Raw genomic sequence first — 22,596 nt, 5'->3', positions numbered from 1 at the left:
CTCTGAACGTCCGGAACTGACCTCGGCGAAGATCATCATCTCGGGTGGCCGGGCGCTCGGTTCTGCCGAGAAGTTCAAGGAAGTCATCCTGCCGGTTGCCGACAAGCTCGGCGCCGCCGTCGGTGCAAGTCGTGCGGCCGTCGATGCCGGCTATGCGCCGAACGACTGGCAGGTCGGCCAGACCGGCAAGGTGGTTGCGCCCGATCTCTATATCGCCGCCGGCATTTCCGGGGCGATCCAGCATCTGGCCGGCATGAAGGACAGTAAGGTGATCGTCGCCATCAACAAGGACGAGGAGGCGCCGATCTTCCAGGTCGCCGACTACGGCCTCGTCGCCGATCTCTTCGACGCACTGCCGGAATTGCAAAAGGCGATTTAAGCGGTCGCAGGTTCGATTCCCATCAACTGCAAGCCAGGCGTCGAATGACGGGTCTCACGTTTCGAGAGCTGCGTACCAGTTGCAGCACGGTCGACCGTCAAATCGTATTTATTGGCTTTTGGGCCGTTCGTCGAGCCTGAGTTATCCGAGGCACCTGCGCGAATGTTTATCGTGCGGCGCAGCCGACTTTTGCTGCACTGCAGTTTCTTGGGAGGCGCACCCAGCTGTGTGAAACATCGACGGGTCAATCGGCAATGCCGAATAGATCGGTTCGCTATAAATAAACGCTATAGCGGCAGAATGGAGTTGTGTTGGCCAGCGACGCTTTCCTGAACCTACTGTGACGGTGTCAGCGCTGGGCTGACGCCATAAGAACCGCGCAAAGCGGTCAGGAGTACGCTGGGCCATACGCCCAAGCGTTTGCACCCGAGAACATGGAGTGGGAACATGAAACTTACCGTAAGCCGCAGAGCACTTTTCCTTTCTACAGCAGCCCTTTCGCTGGCGGTTGCCGTTTCCGGCCTGCCGGCTGGCGCGCTGGCAGCGGACGGCACGATCAAGCTCGGACTCGTTGCGCCGATGAGCGGCCCGAATGCGCGCTACGGCGCATTTTCGATGCATGGCGCCGAACTCGCCGTCAAGAACATCAACGATGCCGGCGGCGTCGATGGGATGAAAATCGAACTCTTCAATGCCGACAGCCAGGGCACACCGGTCGAAGGCGTTTCGGCCGCCCGTCGTCTGATCGACCAGGAGGGGGTCGACTTCCTCATCGGTGACGTTTCCAGTTCGGTGACGCTCGCCATCCAACCCGTCGCGGAAGATGCTGAAGTGCTTCTCCTGAATGCGGCGTCGTCGAACCCGAAGATCACCTATCAGGCCGGTGTCGGCGGCTTCAAATGGACCTACCGCAACTATCCGACGGATGAGAACCGGGCGCTGATCGTCGCCAAATATGCCGCCGAGCAGCGTGGCTTCACCAAGTTTGCCGTGCTCTCCGTCGACAGCGACTATGGCCGCTCGGCCATCACATTCACGAAGAAGTACCTGCCCGATTTCAAGGGAGAGATCCTCAGCGAAGACTACTACAAGGAAGGCGAAGTCGACTTCCGCAGCGTGCTCGCAAAGATCCGCGACAACGGCGCCCAGGCCATCATCATGTACGGTCTCGCCGATACGACACCCATCATCGCCCGCCAGATGATCGAACTCGGATTGGCCGGTAAGGTCACGCTGATCGGCAATGGCGAGTTCAACACCGAAAAGACCATCAAGTCTGCCCCGTCAGCGCTCGAGGGCGCCGTCGAGGCAGCCGCCTGGCTTCCGCAGTTTGATTCGCCGGAAAGCAAAGCCTTCGTCGAGAAGTTCACGGCCACCTACAACGAGGCGCCGAACAACCACGCCTACGTTCACTGGGATACCGTCAATCTCCTCGCAGCCGCAATCAAGCAGGCCGGCAGCGCCGACAAGGTGAAGGTTCGCGACGCACTCTCCAAGATCAAGTATAAAAGCCCCGTCGGCGAAGTCACTTTCGACGACCATAACCAGGCCCGCCTGCCGATGATCCTGCTGCAGATCGAGAACGGCAAGCCGAGCATCAAGGGTGCATATACGGCGGACATTCAATACCCCGCCAACTGATCTGCCGGGAGGAGGTACGCCCATGCTCTCGACCATATTCGAGCAGTCTGTGAATGGAATCGTGACCGGTTCCGTTTATGCAATCGTCGCCGTCGGCATGACCATGATTTTCGGCGTGCTGAGAGCCATCAACTTTGCTCACGGCGAATACTACATGCTCGGCACGTTCGGGGCGTGGTTTGCGATCGACTATCTCGGCCTGTCCTACGAGGCGTCGATCGTCGTGGGGGTTCTTGCGACGATCGTCGTTGCCTATGTGGTCGGGCAGTTGATCATGCGCCGGATGGTCGGTGCACCGGCGGAGTCCGGCGTACTCGCCACCCTCGGCATCGCGCTGATCCTGCAGAACACCATCATTCTCGTCTTCGGCGGAGGCTACAAGTTCTTCGCCGGAGGCTATATCGAACCGGTTTCCATCGTCGGCTTCAGCCTGGCTCAGCAGCGCATTCTCATTCTCGTCGTCTGTCTGCTGGTGTTCATCGGCCTCGAACTGATGGTCACCTACACCCGCCTGGGAATGGCGATGCGCGCCGTTTCCCAGAATGTCGAGTGCTGCGGCGTCGTCGGTATCGACGTGCCGCAGGTGGTGCTTCGGACCTTCATGCTGGGGGCAGGCCTTGCGGCGCTTTCAGGGGTCCTGACGGCGCCGGTCAATGTCAGCGTCTATGGCGGCATGGGCGAGCTGATCACCTTCAAGACATTGCCGATCATCATCATGGGCGGTTTGGGGAATGTGCGCGGCACTTTCGTCGCGGCGATGATCCTCGGCGTTGCCGAGAGCCTGGTCGCCACCTATGTCGGTCTGCAATTTCGCGACACCGTCGGCTTCGCCACGCTGATCTTGATGCTGATGTGGCGACCGCACGGCCTCTTTTCGACGCAGGCGCGCTTCTAGCCACGGCGCCCGCCGACCTTTCTCGAACGCCGAGGACCCGACATGTCTCTCACGGAAACCGCCCAACAGGCACGCAGGCGCGACCTTCGCATACCGCTCGCCGCCGTCCTCATCGCCCTGGCGCTTGCCGCGCCGTTCATCGGCAGCCGCTACATCACCCATTCCCTGATCATCGCCCTGATTTTCATGCTTCCGGCGCATGGGCTCAATCTGCTTGTGGGCTACACCGGCCTTCTCTCCTTGGCCCAGGCTGCGTTCTTCGGCATCGGCGCCTATACGGCGGGCCTTCTCGCCGTCACTTACGGAACGCCGTTCTACGTCAACCTCATCGCTGCCGGCGCCGTTTCCGGCGCCCTTGCCCTCCCGCTCGGCATTCCCGCCTTGCGCCTTCGCTCGACGTCCTTCGTGATGTGCACGCTCGGTTTCGTGATCATCGGCCAGGCCATCGCCAAGAACTGGATCTCGCTCACCCGCGGCGATATGGGTCTGTCGGGCATTCCAAAGCCATATGTCGAGTTGGGTCCGCTTTCCTTCACGGTGTCCGGCACGACGAACTTCTATTATCTTGCCCTTATCGTCGGAACCCTTGCCACCTTGGCGGCCTGGGCGATCGTCCGCTCACCCGCCGGGCGCAACATGGTGGCGATCCGCGAGAACGAGACACTTGCCGAGTCTCTCGGCATTCCCACCTGGCACTACAAGCTGATCGTCTTCATGATCAGCGCGGTGTTTGCCGGGATCGGCGGCTGCCTTTATGCCTATTATCTGACGGTCGTCAGCCCGCTGACCTTCCAGATGTATTATTCGACCACGATGCTGATCATCGTGCTGGGCGGCGGGGCGGGCATGATTTCCGGCACCGTGTTCGGAAGCCTGCTTTTCGTGGGGCTGACGGAAGCGCTGCGCATCACGCCCGAATTGCGCATGATCGCCTATGGCTTCAGCCTTCTTGTGCTCGTCTTCTGGTTCAAAAATGGATTTGCGCCACTAATCAATCGCTTCTGGAATGCGATCGGAGGCGCGAAATGACCCGTCATCTTCCGCTTCTCGAGATCAGGAATCTCAGCAAGTCCTACGGCGCGGTTAAGGCCGTCAACGATGTCAGCATTCATATCGACCGGGGTGAGATCGCCGGCCTGATCGGACCGAACGGCTCGGGCAAATCGACCTTCTTCGATTGCAGCACCGGCCTTGCGCGGCCGGATGCCGGCCAGGTCGTGCTCGACGGACAGGACATAACCGGTTGGTCCTTGAACCGCATCGCCCGGGAAGGACGCATGCTGCGGTCTTTCCAGAAGACCGTCACCTTCCGGTCGCTTGATGTCGAGGAGAACCTGGTCATTGCCGGACAGATGTTCACCTTCCCCTCCATCGCATCGACCTTCGGGCTTGGAGGAATGTCGCGCCAGCGTATCGGCAGCCTCAGGGAGAGAGCCCGCGAGCTCATCAAAATGGCGGGTCTTTGGGATGTCCGCCACCAGCCGGCAGGCAATCTGTCGGGTGGACAGCAAAAGCTCATCCAGTTCGCATCCATGCTGATGCCCGAACCGAAGCTCATCCTGCTGGATGAGCCGATGGCCGGCATCAATCCGAAGATCATCGAGCGCGTCGTCGACACCATCCTCTATGCGAACAAGTCGCTCGGCGTGAGCTTTCTGGTGATCGAACACAACATCGATGTCGTCACGAGCATCTGCCAGCGCGTCATCGTGCTCGATCAGGGAGCCAAGCTCGTCGAAGGCTTGCCCGGCGACATCATTCAGGACCAGCGCGTCAGGGAGGCCTATCTTGGCGGCTAACTCGAACCTTTTGATCCGTGACCTCCGTGCAGGTTACGGCAATCTGGATATCCTCAACGGCGTCGATCTTGACGTGCCCGCCGGGCAGTTCGTGGCGCTGATGGGGCCGAATGGAGCGGGAAAGTCCACTCTTCTCAAGACGCTCTACGGCATGACGACGATCAAGCAGGGCAATATCGATTGGCGTGGCAAGAACATTGCCGGCTGCAAGTCGAGAGCCATTCTGGGCGAGGGGATTTCCTTCGTGCCTCAGGGGCGCTGCAACTTCCCCGTCATGACCGTCGACGAGAACCTTCAGATGGCGGCCTATACCCTCCGCGACGCCAAGGTGAAGGCCGACCGCGATTATGTCTACGACCTGTTTCCTATCCTCAAGACGCGCCGCGCGACGCTGGCCGGAAACATGTCCGGCGGCGAGCAGCAATTGCTTGAAGTGGCGATGGCGGTGCTGCAGCGGCCGAAGGTGCTGCTGGTCGACGAACCGTCCGTCGGGCTGTCGCCGGCCGCGATCGGCATCGTCTTCAACGAGCTTCTTCGGCTTCACGCAGACGGCATGACGATCCTGCTCGTCGAGCAGAACACCAAGAAAGCCATGGAAGTGGCGCAACGCGCGGTCATCCTGAGACTTGGCAAGGTCATCTGGGATGGGCTGCCGAAAGACATCACCCATGACGAACTCGGCGAACTTTTCCTGACCGGCAAGATGCGCGGCGAAACTGAAGCCGTCCACTGAAGGCGATCTCGCCTCTCAAAGAATAGAACGAGGAAATCCCAATGAGCACCTTTGTGCCCGCATCACGCGTGTCCAGAATCAAGGTTTCGCCAAGCACGGCAGCGGCCGCCCGGGCGCGCGAACTGAAGGCGGCGGGTCGCGACATCGTCGATCTGACGGTCGGCGAACCGGACTTCGACACGCCGGAGAATATCAAGGCCGCAGCGCACGCCGCCATCGACAGAGGCGAAACGAAATATACCGCCGTCAACGGCACGCCTGCCCTGCGCAAGGCAATCATCGGCGATATCAAGCGGCGGCTTGGGCTCAGCTACGCCGACAACGAAATCTGCGTAGGCGGCGGCGCCAAGCAGATACTCTTTCTCGCGCTGATGGCCAGCGTCGAGAACGATGCCGAGGTGATCATTCCGGCCCCCTACTGGGTTTCCTATCCCGATATGGTGATCGCCAACGATGGCAAGCCGGTCATTGTCGAATGCCCGCAGGAAATGGGCTTCAAGCTGACGCCGGAGGCTTTGGAAAGGGCGATCACGCCGAAGACCCTGTGGTTGGTGCTCAACGCCCCGTCCAATCCGACCGGTGCCGCCTATGACAGGCGCGAACTGGAAGCGCTCGGTGAGGTGCTGCTGCGCCATCCCCACGTCTCCGTGCTCTCCGACGATATTTACGACCAGGTATGGTTCAAGGATGAGCCGATGACGACGCTCGCCGCCGCCGTCCCGCAACTGAAGGAGCGTATCCTGCTGACCAACGGCGTTTCCAAGTCCTATGCCATGACCGGGTGGCGGATCGGCTACGCGGCGGGACCGGCCGGGCTGATCGCAGCCATCAACAAACTGCAGTCGCAGATGTCATCCTGCCCGTCATCGGTCAGTCAGGCCGCCGCCGCCTATGCGCTGTCTTCGGACCAGTCATTCGTCGCCGAAAGCGTGAAGGTCTACAAGGAGCGGCGGGACTACGCATGCGCACGGCTCAATGCCGTGTCTGGTCTTTCCTGCCTCGTGCCGGATGGGGCTTTCTATCTGTTTCCGAACTGTGCCGGCGTCATCGGCAGGAAGACGCCTGACGGCAAGACGATCGAGACGGATCTCGATTTTGTGCTCTACCTGCTCGATGGCGTCGGGGTCGCGGCGCTGCAGGGGGCAGCTTACGGCGTATCGCCGCATTTCCGCCTCTCGATCGCGACGTCGATGGAGACGATCACGCAGGCATGCGACCGCATCGAACGGGCGGTTGCCGCGCTGCGTTAACCGCGAAAGGCCGGTGGGACTTGCGTCCCTCCGGCCGCAGGCTTTACGTTTTGCATGAAACAACAAGCCGGTGGCCATGAGCGTCGATTTCCGAAAACTGAGGAGCTTCGTCAAGATCGTCGATACCGGCAGCGTATCGCGAGCGGCAAGCATTCTGAGGACGGCACAGCCGGCGTTGTCGCAACAGATCGCTGCTCTCGAGGCGCACTTCAAGCATAAGCTTCTGATCCGCAGCAATGTCGGCATTACGCCGACGGAGGCGGGGCTTATCCTCTACCGGCACGCGCAATTGATGCTGAAGCAGATCGAGCAGACGCAGGTCGACATCGATCAGGCCGCCAAATCGGTGGCGGGCCGGGTCTCGATCGGGCTCGCCACCTATTCCTCGTCAAGCGCCTTGTCGCTGCCGATCCTGAAGGAGATGAAAGCGAGGCATCCCCATATCGTCGTCCACATCAATGACAGTTTCGGCCAGATCCTGAGCGAGCTGATCATGACCGGCAAGATGGACATGGCGCTGATCTATGCAGCCACCCCCATCAAGGGCGTCACCCTGCAGCCATTGTTCCGCGAGGAAATGTTCCTGGTCTCGCCGCCGGGCATCGAGCTTCCCGGCGATGGCAGCGCACCGCTTCCGCTTGCCGCCCTCCAGGACATCCCGCTGCTGCTTCCCAGCAAGGCGCATCTGCTCCGCCGGCTGATCGACGATGCCCTGGCGCGGGCCAGGGCAACCCCTGACGTCGTCTCGGAAATCGAGTCCGTTCCGGCCCTCAGTGCCGCGGTGCTGGAAGGGCTGGGATCGACCATTCTCCCGGCCTCGGTGGTGACGGAGACGGCGAGCTTTTCCGGCGCACAGGTGAGGGCGCTGACCAAGCCGGTGATCGACGCGACCGTGTCGCTCTGCGTCGCCGATCACCTTCCCTTGTCGGAGCCCGCCATTGCGGCGCGCTCGGTTCTCCTCGACGTCGTCGCGAAACTGATGAGCAGCCATCATCCGGGAATCAAGCCGGCCTAACGACCAACGGGCACGCGGGCGCGGATTTTCTTTCATGACGCCGGCTGTCCTGCCGCCTTGCGGCAGCCCGACGTCGTGTCTCCCTTCCGCCATAAGCAAACCCTATAGCGGCAGACTGTAGTTGTGTTAGCCAACGCGCCCGGCATTCCCCTAACCTCCAGGCAGATACTGGTCCGGGCATCGGATCCGCAAAGCGGCGCCTCCCGCGCCGAACGCTTCGAGGACAACATGGCAAAACTGGCTTTCGACACGGGCGGTACCTTTACCGATTTCGCGCTTCTGGACGACAAGGGCGACCTCCATCTCCACAAGGTGCTCAGCACGCCGAAGAACCCGGCGGAAGCGGTTGTGCAGGGCGTGTCCGAATTGCTGGAGAAATTCGCCGGCAGCATCGCCATCGACAAGCTGCAGGTACTGGGCGCCACCACCGTCGTCACCAATGCCGTGCTCGAGCGCAAGGGTGTCGAGACTGGCTTCGTCACCACCGACGGCTTCCAGGACATGCTGCGCATCCGCAACGAAGGCCGCTACGACCTCTACGACCTGAACATCAAATATCCCGATCCGCTGGTGACCCGTGCAAACAGCTTCGGTGCGAAAGAACGGATCGCCGCCGACGGCTCCGTCATGACCGAGCTCAAGGAAGAAACGGTGCGCGAGATCGCCGGCCGCCTGAAGGAAAAGGGCATCCGCTCCGTAGCCGTCTGCCTTCTCCATGCCTACAAATATCCGCAGCACGAACAGCGTGTCGCTGCGCTGCTGCGTGAAGAAGACCCCGACATCTTCGTCTCGCTCTCGTCCGAAGTCTGCCCTGAAATGCGCGAGTTCGACCGCGCCTCTACAACTGTTGTCAACGCCTATACCCGGCCGCAGATGGCCGGCCATGTCGCTCATCTCCAGCGCGAATTCGCCGCGAAGGGCATCGATCGCCAGGTCCTCTGGATGACGTCGTCGGGCGGTCTAGTGCCGAGCCGGCGTGCCGCGGAACTGCCGGTGCGCCTGATCGAGTCAGGCCCGGCGGCCGGCGCGGTGGCTGCGGCCGAGTTTGGTCGCACGGCAGGGGAGGCGAGCGTCCTGTCCTTCGACATGGGCGGCACGACCGCCAAGCTTTGCCTGATCCCGAATGGTGAACCGAATGTCGGCACCGACCTCGAAGTCGCCCACTATCAGCGCTTCCGCAAGGGATCCGGCTTTCCGCTGAAAATCCAGTCGATTCAGATGATCGAGATCGGCGCGGGCGGCGGCTCGATCGCAGCCCGGAACTCGCTCGGCCTGCTCGACGTCGGTCCGCATTCGGCAGGTGCGATGCCCGGACCGGCCGCCTATCAGCGCGGCGGCACCCAGCCGACCGTCACGGATGCTGACATTCTGCTCGGCTACATGGGCACCGAATCTTTCGTCGGCGGGTCGTTCAAGGTTTCCAGAGAGGCCGCTCACGCGGCGATGGCCAAACTTGCCGCCTCGCTCGAGGTCTCGGTCGAACGCTGCGCATGGGGCATCCATGACCTCGTCAACGAGTCCATGAGCAAGGCCGCCGCCATGCATGCAACCGATCTCGGCATCGATCCCCGCTCGCTGCCGATGGTCGCGTTCGGCGGCGCCGGCCCGGTCCACGCCTATGGCATCGCCCGCAAGCTCGGCATTTCCCGTATCATCTGCCCAACCGGTGCAGGTGTAAGCTCGGCAATCGGCCTGCTGATCGCTCCCGTAGCGGTCGATCTGTCCGCAAGCCATCCGATGGCGCTCGACGCCTGGAACGTCCAGGCGATGAACCGTCTGCTGGACGAGCTTTCGTCCCAGGGCGCCGAGGTCGTGTCGGCGGCGGGCGTCCCGAAGGATACGATCAGCAACCGCTATACCGTCGATATGCGCCATGTCGGCCAGGGCCATGAAATCACCGTGGTTCTGCCCGACCGGGCCCTGCCGAAGGAGGAATTCCTTGGCGAGCTTCGCGGCAACTTCTTCAAGCTGTACCGCGAGCTGTTCGGCCGTACGGTTGCAGCGCCGCTGGAGGTCATCACCTGGCGCCTGCGCGCCAGCGGCGAAAAGGATCAGGTGACGCGCCCGCACGAAACCGTCATTGCCGACGCGAGGAAGGGCAGCCGTCAGGTCTATTTCCAGGAGATCGGCGCCTTCGCCGAGACTGCGGTCTACGACCACTACAAGCTGCCGGTCGGCGAAGAGATCAAGGGGCCGGCAATCGTCGAGCAGCGTGAATCGACCGCGGTCGTCGGCCCGAGCGGCATCTTCCACGTCGATGCCCATGGCAATCTCGTGATCAACATTCGCTAGAGCGGTTCAGCTTTTAACGGAAGCGCCGAACCGCTCTATCCTTTTGTTTTTACGCAACACCCGGCAAAAGCGCTTCGCGCTTTGCCTGGAATTGCTCTAAGGGGGACTCAGATGTCGAAACCCGCCACCGATTTCAACGACCCGATCAACCTTCAGGTCATGTGGAACCGCCTGATCTTCATCGCCGACCAGGCCGACAACGTTCTCGGCAAGACGGCGTTCTCGCCGATCGTGCGCGAGAACCACGACTACGTCACCGTCCTGCTGGACAGCAGGGGACGGGCGCTGGCGCAATGCACCTGGTCGATCCCGGTTTTCATTACCTCGCTCCCTGCCGCCGCCCAGAACTACTTTCTACCCAAATTCCCGGCGGACAGGCTCGAAGAGGGCGATGTTCTGGCCACCAACGACCCGGAGATCGGCACCGGTCATCTTCCCGACGTCACGATGATCACGCCGATCTTCAAGAACGGCAAGGTCGTCGCCTATGCCGGCTCCATCGCCCATCTTCCCGATATCGGCGGTGCGCCTCTGCATTCCGAAGCGAGCGACATCTACGAAGAGGGCATCCGCTTCCCGATCGTCAAGCTGCTGAAGGCCGGCGTTCCGAACCAGGATGTTTTCGACATCATCGAAGCCTCGGTCCGCCTTCCCACAGAGGTGCGGGGCGATCTGGAATCGATGATCGCCGCCAACAACGTCATGGGCCGCGAACTCGTCAAATTCCTCGACGAGTATGGTCTCGACGACGTCGAGGGCCTGGCCGCCGCCATCCATTCCCGCTCCGAAGCGCAGACGCGCAAGGCAATCCGGGAATGGCCGAACGGCAGCTACGCCGCCGAGGTTCTGCTCGACGGTTACGACGTCGACGTGACGCTGAAGGCTTCGGTCATCATCCGGGACGACTCTGTTCACGTCGACTATACCGGCACGTCCGATCAGGTTCTGCACTCGATCAACTGCCGGACGAACTACCGCTACGCCCATTCGGTCTATGCCCTGAAGTGCCTGCTCGACCCCGAAACTCCGAACAACGAGGGCTGCATCATTCCGATCACCGATGAGGCGCCGCTCGGCTGCATCCTCAATCCGCAGGCATGGACGGCAGGCAACTCGCGAAACCTGATCGGGCACGTCATCCCTTCGCTGATCTTCAAGGCGCTTGAAGGCGTCGTGCCCGAGAAGGTTATGGGCGACAGCGGCGGCGCCCCGATCTGGGCCGCCAATTGCGTCGGTCAGCGCAATGACGGTTCGCAATATGGATCCGTCCAGAATTTCCATGGCGGACAGGGCGCCCGAGCCGAATTCGACGGTCTGGACACGCTGAGCTTCCCCTCGAACTGCAAGGTAACGGCCATCGAGATGTTCGAGGTTGCGGTTCCCGTCCTGACGGAGCGAAAGGAACTGATCGCCGACTCCGGCGGAGCAGGCAAACATCGCGGCGGTCTCGGCCAGCGTGTCGTGCTGCGGAACCTCGGCAAGAACCCGATGAACATCTACCTCGCCTCCGAGCGTGTCCGCCATCCCTGCTTCGGCGTCGTCGAGGGGCAGAGCGGATCGGCCGGAAAGGTCATGAAGGAAGGCAAGCCTCAATTCCCGAAAGGCAAGGTGGTCTTGAAGACGGGAGAGCGTCTGGAGGTAGAGACCCCCGGCGGCGGCGGCTGGGGGCATGCGAGCGATCGTTCACGGGACCTCATCGCACAGGATCTTTCCGAGAAGCTGATCACCGCGAAGGCTGCGAGAGACATTTACGGCTATTCTGGCCCGATCGCTGCTGCGGCAGAATAGGGGAAAGCCATGGGACGTCTGCAAGGAAAAATCGCTCTCGTGACGGGAGCCGGCTCCGGGATCGGTCGCGAGACCGCCCTGCTGCTGGCAAAGGACGGCGCCACCGTCGTGCTGACCGGGCGGCGGATCGAACCGCTACGCGATGTGGCGGCCTTGGTAGAACAGGCTGGTGGCAAGGCCGTTGCGCAGGTACTCGATATCGAGACGCGCGAAGAGGTCTTTGCGGTCGTGAAGCAGATCAAGGATAGCGTCGGACCCGTCGACATCCTGGTGAACAATGCCGGCAGCGCAAGCAAAGTGCTGAATGCGCGTTTCTTGAGCGAGGCCGAGTGGAATTCGACCATCAACGTCAACCTGACGGCCGTCTTCAACCTGACCCAGGCAGTCCTTCCCGATATGATCGCGAACGGCGAGGGGACGATCATCACAGTTTCGTCGCTTGCCGTGATCAATCCCAACCTGCTGGGCGGCGCGGCCTACGGTGCGGCCAAGGCCGGCGTGAAGAACTTCATGACCTTCCTGCACAACACCTATCGCAATCAGGGTATCCGCGCCACGACGATCCTCCCCGGCGAGACGAATACGCCGATCATGGACAATCGCGCGCGGCCGCCTTTGCAGGAGGAACGTGCCGTCATGATGGATCCTCACGACGTCGCTCGCGCGATCGCGCTGTGCGCCAGCCTGAACAAGAGCGCTGTGATTCCGGAACTTCACATCTGCCCGACATTCATGCGGGACACGTCTGCGGATATCGAAATTGCCCGTTGGGTCGGCGCGCCCGCCGATACGCCGGATCTGCCGGAAAAGTAGAATTGGGAGGACATGATGAACGGAGCGAAGTTGCGCGCGCGGCTGTTGGCCGGCGAGGCGGTCACCATGTATACGCCGCACCACGTATCGTCGGGCCTTGCTGGCCGACTGGTGGAGCTCGGCGCCGATTCCGTCTTCGTCGACTGCGAACACGGAAGCTGGAGCTTTGAAGATGTGCGCATGACCGCGCAGATCGTCCGCTCGGTCGGCGGCGCGGCGATCATCCGGCCGCACTCGCACGAGCGCCCGATCATCATCCGCTACCTGAATGCCGGCGCCGACGGGATCATGGTTCCGATGGTGGGCACGGCAGAGCAGGCGCGCGCCATCGTCGAAGCGGTGCGTTACGCTCTTCCGTCCGACTTCGACAAGCGCCTGGTGGTGGCGATGATCGAGACGGTGGATGCCATCGACAATCTCGAGGAGATGCTGAAGGTCGACGGTATCGATGTCTTTTTCATCGGACCCGGCGATCTTTCGCAGAATATGGGCTATCCGCCGGCGCCGCCCTTCGGCGAACCGCGTCCGGCAGCGGTGATCGACAAGGTCGCCGTCGCCGTCGACAAGATCCGCGCAGCCGGCAAAATTGCGGGCACGCTGGCGACCGCCGATGAACTGCCTCACTGGTTTCAGAAGGGCGTTCAGTTCTTCTACATCCACACTGATCCTTTCCTGCGCCGCGGGATTGCCGGTATCAAACAGACATTGACGCGGTGAGGGGGCACTAAAGGCGGCGCGTGAAAGCAACGATGGCGTTGCCCGAATGATAGCCTCGATCTCCGCCAATGGTCTCAAATAGGGCTGACAACGCCTGGAGATCAACGCCTTCGTATCGGAAGGCAAATTCCAGATGAGCGCCAAGCGCAGGCTCCGGACGATACCGCGGCGTCAGCATTGGCCATGCCTCGGTTATTGAAATCGGGTGATGTCGGTCAGAGATATCGGCCGCCCGGATGGGCGACGGTAAGATTAGGTCATAGCGTGACATGATCGCTGCGTAGCCAGCCGGTTGACCGCGTTCAGGCAGCAGAGGTCTGTGAAAATCCGTCACTCTGCATCGGCCATTCACTCATTCTTGTCCTCGCGAAATCGGATCGCCGGGTCTAGACCCAGCTGTGAAAATCCTTCACTGCCCTGCGTAAAACTATTAGGCGCTATTCTTTTGCGAACATCAATCACTGTCTAGGCAGCTGCCGTCGATAATCACGGCCTCTGATGGTGCGGCGGCGTCAAAACCAACGAAGAGCTTGTCAAGCTCGAAGACCTACATCTTGTATGCCACCAAGTTCGCACACTCACCGACGACGATTGCCGCTGGCATCACAATCACGAAATCCGCCTCCTGGCGATTGCTAGCGGGATGATCGCGGCAGCCAAGACCGGCCTGAAGGCATCGGTAATGGGTCGCGCGGCGGACCAATACAATACCCATCTGGTGGCCTGGCGCCATCACAGCGATCAGGTGCGGAACTGGTTCCGGCACAACACGAAGAAGCTTCTCGCCTCATTCTGTCAGATGGCTCTCCCGCGAGCCCTGTTTGCTCCGAAAGGACGTCGGAGGCGGAATTTTCAGTGAATTGGCCAGTTTGCTGATTGTCGCTACCGCAACCCCGGTTCGATTCCTTTCAACCGCAGCCGGAATCCCCGCGTGACGGGTCCTCCAAGCAAAGGGTTGCTCTAACTGTGCATTCCTCTCCGGAAGAGGCCGTGAAAATTCGCATTGGGGAGGTCCTACTTCTCGCTCGACTTCAACCTCTCGAACGGGAACGGAATTCGCTCGGTGCAAGACCGACAATTTCCTTGAACTGGCTTGAAAAGTGAAAAGCTGAGTGAAAGCCCAATAATCCCGCGATCTCCTTCACCGACTTGTCGGTGTTAACAAGGAAATCACGCGCGCGCTTGATACGCACCGTCATCTGGTAGGTCTTTGCCGACATGCCTGTCTGCTGGCGAAAGAGCTTTCGGAAATAGGGGTAGCTGACGCCGAGTTCCGCGGCGACGTCCTGGACCGGCTGGTTTGAGCCATATCTCTCCATGAGGATCATCCGCGCTCTGTCTATCAGCCGGGCGCTGGCATCCGCGGCCATGTCGTCGGGCTTACAAAGCAGGGCCAGCAACTGTAGTCCGAGGGTGGAAACGACCAGTTGGTTGGCAAGCGGGTCCTGCTGAGCAAGCCCGTGGATCGTGGCAAAGGTGCCGATCGCCTCCGGGCTGGCCGAGTAGTTCGGTCTCTCTGTCGAGACCAGCCCGGAATCCAGAGCGAAATCGAAGGCGTTTCCTCGGCATTCGATCCAATGCTCCGTCCAGCCGCTTTGAACATCGGGCGCAAACCTATGCCAGACGCCTGGAAATAGCAGAAAGATCGTTCCGGCGTTGATGGTCACTTGTCGCCGGCCACTGCCGAATTCGAGCTTGCCGCGCCCGGAACTGATCAGAACGATTTGGTATGCCTGGAGGATGCGGCCTCGCGACCAGCTGAAATGATGGTCGTCGGGATGGCGGCTCGGGGGATAGTTTGAGTGCGGCGCAATTTCCGTATAGCCGATGGATATTGCCGTGCATCCCCATGCTGCAGATACCCTGTTTTCCGGCATGTAGACAAAGTAATTCTGCGTCACGATGTTCAGCCCACTAAGATCATTATTTGTATGCAAATGATCACTTTTGCGGTTTTTGGCTCCGTGTCAAGGCAATCGGCCGGTGGTAGGGTCCAGATCTCAGCGCGAAACCAAGACACGTTGGAGGGTGCTGAAGCGATGAAGATCACTGCTGCCGGGGAGGGCAGCAGCCGGAGGAGGAAAACATGAAAATCCCAACCAGATTTCTGGTCGTAGCCGCTTGCCTGGCGGCAACCAGTGTTTATGCCGACGATTTCCACGGCTTCGACCCGGCCAAGTTCGATGGCAGCATGCTGTCGGCCGACGCCCTCAAGGCGATGGTCGCCGATGCCTCGAAAGTGACGCCGCCGAAGAACGGCACGAAATACAGTATCGGCTTTGCAAACCTGCAGCGCGACATCGCCTTCGGCGTGTTGGTCGAAAAGGGTATTCAAGCGAACGCGGACGCAGCCGGCATCGATCTCGTCATCGCCGACAACAGGCTCGACGGCCCGACGGCGCTCGCCAACGCCAAGTCCTTCGCCGAGCGCAAGGTAGACTACGTCATCGAGTTCCAGACGGATGCAAACTTTGGGCAGACGGTGATGGACGTCTTCAAGGCCGACGGCACCAAGGTGACCGCGATCGATATTCCAATGCCGGGCGCAAGTTTCTTCGGCGTCAACAATCCGAAGTCGGGCTTCATGGGTGGCTCCTATCTCGCAACCGCCGCGGCGAAACAGTTTGGCGCAGATGTCAACAATGGCTATCTCGTGATCGGTGCACTGCCCCAATCCGGCGTCATCCCGCGTATGCGCACCGATGGGCAGCGCGCCGGCTTCCTGTCCCTGACAAAGGACTTCCCGGCCGACCACATCATCGAGATCGACACGAAAAACACGTTGCAGGAATCCTACACGCAGATGAACAACGTGCTCGGGCGTATCCCGCCGGGCGCTCCGATCATGATCATCGCGATCAACGATCAGGCGACCATGGGCATGTTGCAGGCGGTGAGAGCAGCCGGGCGCGTCGATCAGGCGATCGCGGTCGGCAATGGCGCCGACGAGGCCGAAGCGCTCGCCACCGATCCTAAACTCGTCGCGGCGACGGGGTCGTTTCCGGGCAGCTACGGAAACTACCTCATTCCGATCGCGCTTTCGTCTCTTGCCGGCAAAGAGGTTCCAGAGGCCACCTTCGTCACCCATCAGATGGTAACGAAGTCCAATATCTGCAAATTCTACAAGGAGTTTGAATGCGCGGGCGAGGCGGACGGCTACACCTTCCCGGAGGCTCAATTCGCCACCTATCTCTCCGATCTGAAAAAGCAGGACTGGTTGAAGGGCTACGAGGCAATTCTTCCCCAGCAATGATCCTCGATTGTCGGAGGCTTCGATGCCAAGCGCTGCAAGCAACGGGAGCCGCGTACCGCGGCTCCAGCTGACGAACGTCACAAAATCCTTTTCCAGCAGCCAGGTTCTGAAGAACGTGGCTTTCTCGGCCTATCCCGGCGAGGTCGTGGCGCTTCTCGGGGCGAACGGCGCCGGCAAGTCCACGCTCATGAAGATCCTGTCCGGCGTCTATGCGTGTGACGACGGCAAGATCGAAATCGACGGTGAGGCAGTCGACATCATCTCCGCCCGAGACGCGATCGCTTCGGGTGTGCGTCTGATGCCGCAGGAGATCTCGGTTCATCCGGACCTGTCGGTCGCCGAAAACATCGCGCTCGGTTCCATGCCGACGCGCAAGATCGCGGGTGTGACGTTCGTGAACCGGGGGGAGATGCTTCGACAGGCCAGAGAGCTTTTGACCCGGTTGAAGGTCGAGCATATTTCCGCGGAACGGAGAATGGGGTTGCTGTCCCTCCCCGAACAGCGGCTCGTCGAAATCGCCAGGGCGTTGGCCGGGCAAGCGCGCATTCTGATCATGGACGAGCCGACTGCGGCGCTTGGGGAAGCGGATGCCGAAACGCTATTCGGCGTCATCGCCTCGCTTCGTGCCGATGGCGTCACGATCGTCTACATCTCTCATTATCTCGACGAAGTCTTTCGCCTGTCCGACCGCATCGTTGTGCTGCGTGACGGCGAGGTCAAGGGAGAGTTCCAGACCTCCGCGACCAGTCATCAGGAGGTTCTCCGGGCAATGCTCGGAAGCGATCTCGGAGATCTCTTCCCCGAGAAATCCGCATCCCCGTCGGACGAGGTCGTGCTTGCCGTCAAGGGATTGTCGCAACCTGGCTGGCTGGACGATGTCTCGTTCACCATCGGCCGCGGGGAGGTGCTGGGGGTGTTCGGTCTAATCGGCTCCGGGATCGAGAAGCTGGGCCGCGCGGTTTACGGCGCCGAACCCGCCGCGAAGGTTCGTTCGCTGGAAATGAACGGTGCTGCGGCAGAACTGTCGACCCCGAAGGCGAGCATTCGCAGCGGGATGGCCTTCGTGGCGGCGGAACGCAAGCAGCAGGGCCTGATCGGAAACCTGTCGGTCCGCGCCAATACGACGCTTCCCTATCTCAGTCTCTTTACCCGATCGGGAGTCATCGATCAGAAGCGCGAGCGAGCGATATCGGCGCATTGGATCAAGGCGTTGCGCGTGAAGACCACCGGGCCTGAGCAGGAGGTGCGGCTGCTATCCGGCGGCAACCAGCAAAAGGTCTGCCTTGCACGGTGGCTGCTCGGGAAACCCAGGCTCCTTGTTCTCGAGGAGCCTACGCGCGGCGTCGACCTCGGCGCCCGGCGGGAAATCTACGAAGAGATCCGCCGCCTTGCCCTGGACGGGCTGGGTATCCTGCTCGTCTCCTCGGACGCCGAGGAGATTGCAGGCCTCGCCGACCGCATGATCGTACTGGAGGGCGGACGCGTCGTCGCAGAGCTCGGATCAGAGGCGACCGCGGCCGAATTGATGCAAGCAGCAGAAGCGCGTCCCTTGGCGGACGTTATGAACGGGGAGAAGCTATGAGCAAGTCGAATTTAGTCGCGGCGCATGCGCCGGCCCCGGCAGCCCGACGTCGTCCTGCAGCCGATATGCTGGCGAGGCCGACGGCCGGAATCGTGCTCCTGCTCGGCTTCTACGTCGTGCTTCTCATAGCATTCGCGCTGCTGTCTCCATTCTTTCTCACAATCAGCAATCTCGCCAACATCGGTACGAACATGGCCTTCATCGGCCTGATGGCGGCGGCCGGTACACCGCTGATCATCGGCGGAGGGCTCGATCTGTCCGTCGCCGCGGTGGCCGGGCTTGCCGGTGTGATCGTCGCCCTTGCGCATGCAAGCGGCATCAATATCTGGCTCGGTTGCATCGTGGCCCTGGTCATAGGTGGCAGCGTTGGGGTGCTCAACGGCGTGATCGTCACCCGGCTTCGCCTCAATCCGCTGATCGTTACCCTGGGAACGATGAGCATTTTTTCCGGTCTGTCCATGGTGATGACAGGTGGCTTGAGCAAACCGCTTTTCGTGCCGGCCTTCAACTGGCTGGGGTCGGGCCGCCTACTGTCCGTTCCGTTTCCCGTGATCCTGATGCTGGTCGTGTTCCTGGTGTTGTGGCTGGTACTTTCCAAGACGCCGTTCGGCAGGTTCGTCTACGCGTCCGGAGGCAATCCGGAGGCCAGCAGTTTGCTCGGCGTTCCCGTCGAGCGCACGCAAATGATCCTCTACGTGGTCTCCGGCATCTCGGGAGCCGCAGCAGGCATCGTGCTTGCCGCCATGCTCGGCGCAGCCGCGCCCAACGCCGCACGCCAGCATCTTCTGACGATCATCGCAGCGATCATCCTCGGAGGAACAAGCCTGTTTGGAGGGAGGGGCAGCGTCTGGGGAACGCTGATTGCCGTCCTCATCCTGGGAACGTTGAACAACGGCCTCACCTTGATGAACGTCTCGAGCTTTTGGCAGGACGTGACGCGCGGGGTCGTCCTGCTCCTGGCGGTGGGCCTCGACCAGCTTCGAGTCCGACTGCAGGGCTGATCCGCATTATATTCTGGAGAATTGAGATGATTGAACGCCCTTTGAAGGCCGGCCTGTTCGGGATCGGCTTGGAGGCCTACTGGCCGCAGTTCGATGGCCTGGAAAAACGTCTGCGCGGTTACGTGGAGGTCGTCGCCGACAAGTTGGCGCGCCCCGGCGTTGAAGTTGTCAATCTCGGCCTCATCGACACGCCGGAAAAGGCGCTGGACGCAGGTCACGCCTTCCGGGAAGCCGACGTCGACATCATCTTTCTTTATATTACCACCTACGCCTTGTCGTCGACGGTCCTCCCCGTCGTCCGGCGGGCCAAGGTGCCGGTGATCATCCTCAACCTGCAGCCGACCTCGGCGATCGACTATTCCACCTTCAATGCGCTCGGCGACCGAACCGTCATGACCGGGGAATGGCTTGCCCACTGCGCAGCCTGCCCTGTGCCTGAGATTGCAAATGTCTTCACGCGCGCGGGGATCGAGTTTCATCAAGTCACCGGCGTCCTGAGCGGCGATCCAATCGTCGACGAGGAGATCGAGGACTGGATCGAGGCGGCCCGCGTCGCCCACGTCATGGCGCACAATCGCCTCGGCGTGATGGGGCGTTACTACAATGGCATGCTGGACATCTATTCGGACCTTACAGCTCAAAGCACCGCATTCGGGACGCATATCGAAGTGCTTGAGATCGATGAACTTGCGAGGTTGAGACGCGAGGTGACGGAAGCCGAGATCGCTGCGAGCCTTGAAAGGATCCGATCTGATTTCGACGTACAGTCCGACTGCAACTCCACCGAACTTGCCCGCGCGGCGAAAACGGCTGTCGCTCTTCGCAAGCTCGTCGACAGCAAGCGTCTCGGATCGCTTGCCTACTACTACGAATCCGTGCCCGGCCATGAGTATGAGGACGTCATCACCTCGATCATTGTCGGCTGCTCCATGCTGACCGCCGACGGAATTCCCGTTGCCGGCGAGTACGAGATCAAGAACGCCCAGGCGATGAAGATCATGGACAGCTTCGGCGCCGGCGGATCCTTCACAGAATACTATGCAATGGATTTCGACGCCGATATCGTGCTGATGGGGCACGATGGTCCCGGGCATACGCGGATCGCCGAGGGCAGGACGAAGATACGCCCGCTGCAAGTCTACCATGGAAAGGTCGGCTCCGGCGTCAGCGTCGAGATGTCGGTCAAGCATGGGCCGGTGACGCTGCTGTCGGTGGTGGAGAGCGCCGGTGCGCTCAAGCTGGTTTGCGCCGAGGGGCAATCCGTGCCCGGCCCGATCCTCGAAATCGGCAACACCAATAGCCGGTACGAATTTCCGATAGGTGCAAGGGCGTTCGTCGAGTCCTGGAACGAGCAAGGCCCGGCACATCATTGCGCCGTGGGGGTTGGGCATATCGCCAAGCGCATCAGCAAGCTGGGCAGGCTTCTGAAACTCGATGTCGTCAAGGTCTGTTAAATCGCTAAGCGCGTTGTCAGAGGAAAGTCCTTGATGCCTCGCCAAGAATTTTCCTAGAATCGCGGTACCCGATTGCATTTCTGCGATCTCGATCGACAGGTGCGAGGAGAGTGCTTGACGGTGATAATAAGTCTTGCAGGACTTTGCCACCCTTGCGCAGGAGGGGTCGAACGGCGCGCTGTGCGGCGAGCTGCAGCCCCTATTCATGGCCACAGCAGAACGCGAGGAGGCGCAAGCGACGCCAAGCAGCAGGAGCGGATTGAACTTCAACAGACGACCGATAGCCATAGAGTCGCCGCGGACTACACTCGTACTGGGCTCACGCTTTGTCAGCAGCCGCCAATTCGTGCGAAACAGCACGATACCCGGCTGATGTTCCACGCCGGATTTGCAACATTGGAAGGCAGTTTCGCGAACCGGTTCCTCATCGTAATCTCCAAATAAGGACAATCGCGAGCTTGCTCTTCCCATACAATGTGGCTGGTAGATTGCGGCAGCTAAGGAAAAGAAAGGTGAAGAAGCTTGGCCACGATTGGACGCAACTTGGCGGTGATCGACTTCGGGCGCCTAACAATCGCCGGCTGGCTCGCTTGTCGGAACCAGAAGCCATCGCGCTGTAGCAATGAGTCGATTAAGGATATTTTCACGTCAGCGCGGCGCACGGTTGATCACTCAACAAGATGCCAAACCTGTTCTGTGCAGCCGGAAAACTGCCAAAAGTTCCATAAATACTATATGCGATAAAAATGTGTAGCGGGGTACATTCTATTTCCAGGGCAATCGCTTCAGCTTTGCATTTCGTTGTGGCGCAGAGAGGTGCGGGTGTGATTCATGAGGAGCTTCGAATCGACGGAGCCGTTCATGTCAGCCTCTCACACATCGTCACGCGCCATTCTTGATCATTTTTCGGTGCTTTCCGACCCGCGACAGTGTTGGCGGGTGGTTTATCCGCTGCCGGAGGTTCTGCTGCTTGTGCTGTGTGCGACGCTTTCCGGCATGGAGGATTTCGTCGAGATCCGCCTTTGGGGCGAGGAGCGGATGGAGTTTCTGCGGCGGTTCCTGCCCTTCGAACGCGGGCTGCCATCCCACGACACGTTGAACGATGTTATCAACGCACTCGATCCGGAGCTGTTCAAATCCTGCTTCACCTCATGGGTCGACACGTTGCGCGATGGCGATCCGGACGTCATCGCGATCGATGGCAAGACATCCCGGCGCACCCACGCGCGCGGCCAGGGGCGAGAGCCGCTGCATATGGTGTCGGCATGGGCAACCCGGCAGCGGCTGGTTCTCGGCCAGGAGGCGACCGACGTCAAATCAAACGAGATCACCGCTATCCCGCTTCTCTTGGAACGGCTTGAGTTGACCGGTGCCATCGTCACCATCGATGCCATGGGCACTCAGTCAGCCATTGCCGAGACGATCGTCCGGCGCGGCGGTGATTATCTCCTTGCCCTCAAAGCCAACCGGCCCGCCGCCCATGACGACGTCGCGCGCTTCTTTGCCGATCCGCCCGCCGATATGATCGAAACGGACACGGCAACTGTCGAGAATGATCATGGCCGGATCGAGCAGCGCCGGCACACCGTCTGCCACGACGTCGATTGGCTGACCTCCGACCGCCGATATCCCGATGAACCGCGCTTTCCCCATCTCGCCATGATCGCAATGGTGGAAAGTCGCACCGAGCGGGGCGGCAAGGTCGAGACCGAAAGACGCTATTATCTGTCGTCCGCCAAACTCACCCCGAAAACCTTCGCCGCCGCCGTGCGCGCCCACTGGGGGATCGAGAACCGATTGCATTGGGTGCTAGGACCAATCGACATTCAGGATTCCCAAATCAGTTGATCACTGATTCATAGAGTACCCGTGTGACGCACGGAGGCCTTGATGGCGGTGAAGCGATACGAGTTGAACGAGTCGCAATGGTCGAGAATTGCGCCTTTGCTGCCTGGCAAGGCGGGCGATCCAGGCAGGACGGGAG

The 22,596-nt window shown here is 60.7% G+C and carries 17 protein-coding genes and 1 pseudogene; 17 read left to right on the top strand and 1 reads right to left on the bottom strand.

Features of this window, described 5'->3' with window-relative positions; genetic code table 11:
- From QD408_RS26875 to QD408_RS26820, 12 genes are all read left to right on the top strand, one after another.
- A partial coding sequence (locus QD408_RS26875) for an electron transfer flavoprotein subunit alpha/FixB family protein (protein ID WP_414141403.1) occupies positions 1-379 on the top strand: 379 nt, incomplete at its 5' end.
- Between the two features lie 447 nt (positions 380-826).
- Positions 827-2,020 carry an ABC transporter substrate-binding protein gene (locus QD408_RS26870; RefSeq protein WP_414141402.1) on the top strand — a complete coding sequence of 398 codons (1,194 nt, stop codon included), beginning with the start codon at positions 827-829 and terminating at the stop codon, positions 2,018-2,020.
- A gap of 22 nt (positions 2,021-2,042) precedes the next feature.
- On the top strand, positions 2,043-2,915 hold the full coding sequence (locus QD408_RS26865; RefSeq protein ID WP_414141401.1) for a branched-chain amino acid ABC transporter permease: 873 nt from the start codon (positions 2,043-2,045) through the stop codon (positions 2,913-2,915).
- A gap of 42 nt (positions 2,916-2,957) precedes the next feature.
- Entirely contained in the window at positions 2,958-3,944 is a 987-nt protein-coding gene (locus QD408_RS26860) for a branched-chain amino acid ABC transporter permease (protein WP_088682400.1), read from the top strand.
- Positions 3,941-4,714, top strand: a complete 774-nt coding sequence (locus tag QD408_RS26855; RefSeq protein ID WP_414141400.1) for an ABC transporter ATP-binding protein — start codon at positions 3,941-3,943, stop codon at positions 4,712-4,714. Before QD408_RS26860 ends, QD408_RS26855 begins: the two co-directional genes overlap by 4 nt.
- A complete protein-coding gene (locus QD408_RS26850) occupies positions 4,704-5,447 on the top strand; it encodes an ABC transporter ATP-binding protein (RefSeq protein WP_414141399.1) in 744 nt (247 codons plus the stop codon). Before QD408_RS26855 ends, QD408_RS26850 begins: the two co-directional genes overlap by 11 nt.
- Before the next feature lie 41 nt (positions 5,448-5,488).
- On the top strand, positions 5,489-6,697 hold the full coding sequence (locus QD408_RS26845) for an aspartate transaminase (protein ID WP_414141398.1): 1,209 nt from the start codon (positions 5,489-5,491) through the stop codon (positions 6,695-6,697).
- Between the two features lie 76 nt (positions 6,698-6,773).
- Positions 6,774-7,712 carry a nitrogen assimilation transcriptional regulator NAC gene (nac, locus tag QD408_RS26840; protein WP_414141397.1) on the top strand — a complete coding sequence of 313 codons (939 nt, stop codon included), beginning with the start codon at positions 6,774-6,776 and terminating at the stop codon, positions 7,710-7,712.
- Between the two features lie 228 nt (positions 7,713-7,940).
- Positions 7,941-10,004 (top strand): hydantoinase/oxoprolinase family protein, encoded by a 2,064-nt coding sequence (locus QD408_RS26835; protein WP_414141396.1) that lies wholly within the window; start codon positions 7,941-7,943, stop codon positions 10,002-10,004.
- Between the two features lie 111 nt (positions 10,005-10,115).
- On the top strand, positions 10,116-11,792 hold the full coding sequence (locus QD408_RS26830; protein WP_414141395.1) for a hydantoinase B/oxoprolinase family protein: 1,677 nt from the start codon (positions 10,116-10,118) through the stop codon (positions 11,790-11,792).
- Between the two features lie 9 nt (positions 11,793-11,801).
- A complete protein-coding gene (locus QD408_RS26825) occupies positions 11,802-12,605 on the top strand; it encodes an SDR family oxidoreductase (protein WP_414141394.1) in 804 nt (267 codons plus the stop codon).
- A 15-nt stretch (positions 12,606-12,620) separates the two neighbouring features.
- On the top strand, positions 12,621-13,322 hold the full coding sequence (locus QD408_RS26820) for an HpcH/HpaI aldolase family protein (protein ID WP_414141393.1): 702 nt from the start codon (positions 12,621-12,623) through the stop codon (positions 13,320-13,322).
- 1,031 nt (positions 13,323-14,353) lie between these two features.
- On the opposite strand, the gene QD408_RS26815 is transcribed toward QD408_RS26820, so the two are convergent.
- Entirely contained in the window at positions 14,354-15,223 is an 870-nt protein-coding gene (locus QD408_RS26815) for a helix-turn-helix domain-containing protein (protein WP_414141392.1), read from the bottom strand.
- 185 nt (positions 15,224-15,408) lie between these two features.
- Here QD408_RS26815 and QD408_RS26810 point away from each other — a divergent pair, with 185 nt between their 5' ends.
- The 5 genes and pseudogenes from QD408_RS26810 to QD408_RS26790 all read left to right on the top strand — a co-directional run.
- Positions 15,409-16,575 (top strand): sugar ABC transporter substrate-binding protein, encoded by a 1,167-nt coding sequence (locus QD408_RS26810; RefSeq protein WP_414141391.1) that lies wholly within the window; start codon positions 15,409-15,411, stop codon positions 16,573-16,575.
- Positions 16,576-16,597: 22 nt separating this feature from the next.
- Positions 16,598-18,157: a sugar ABC transporter ATP-binding protein gene (locus QD408_RS26805; protein ID WP_414141390.1), complete on the top strand. Its 1,560-nt coding sequence runs from the start codon at positions 16,598-16,600 to the stop codon at positions 18,155-18,157.
- Positions 18,154-19,158: an ABC transporter permease gene (locus tag QD408_RS26800; protein WP_414141389.1), complete on the top strand. Its 1,005-nt coding sequence runs from the start codon at positions 18,154-18,156 to the stop codon at positions 19,156-19,158. The genes QD408_RS26805 and QD408_RS26800 overlap by 4 nt, the downstream gene beginning before the upstream one ends.
- A 26-nt stretch (positions 19,159-19,184) precedes the next feature.
- Positions 19,185-20,612, top strand: coding sequence for an arabinose isomerase (locus QD408_RS26795; protein WP_088682388.1), 1,428 nt, complete (start codon positions 19,185-19,187; stop codon positions 20,610-20,612).
- 861 nt (positions 20,613-21,473) lie between these two features.
- A pseudogene (locus QD408_RS26790) lies at positions 21,474-22,424 on the top strand (ISAs1 family transposase); the annotation flags it as partial.
- Positions 22,425-22,596 lie beyond the last annotated feature (172 nt).

Origin of the sequence: Rhizobium sp. BR 249, from assembly GCF_047445895.1 — a bacterium.
Taxonomy (GTDB): domain Bacteria; phylum Pseudomonadota; class Alphaproteobacteria; order Rhizobiales; family Rhizobiaceae; genus Rhizobium.
The sequence above is the reverse complement of the archived record's forward strand: the minus strand, read 5'-3'. Positions and strand labels throughout refer to the sequence as shown.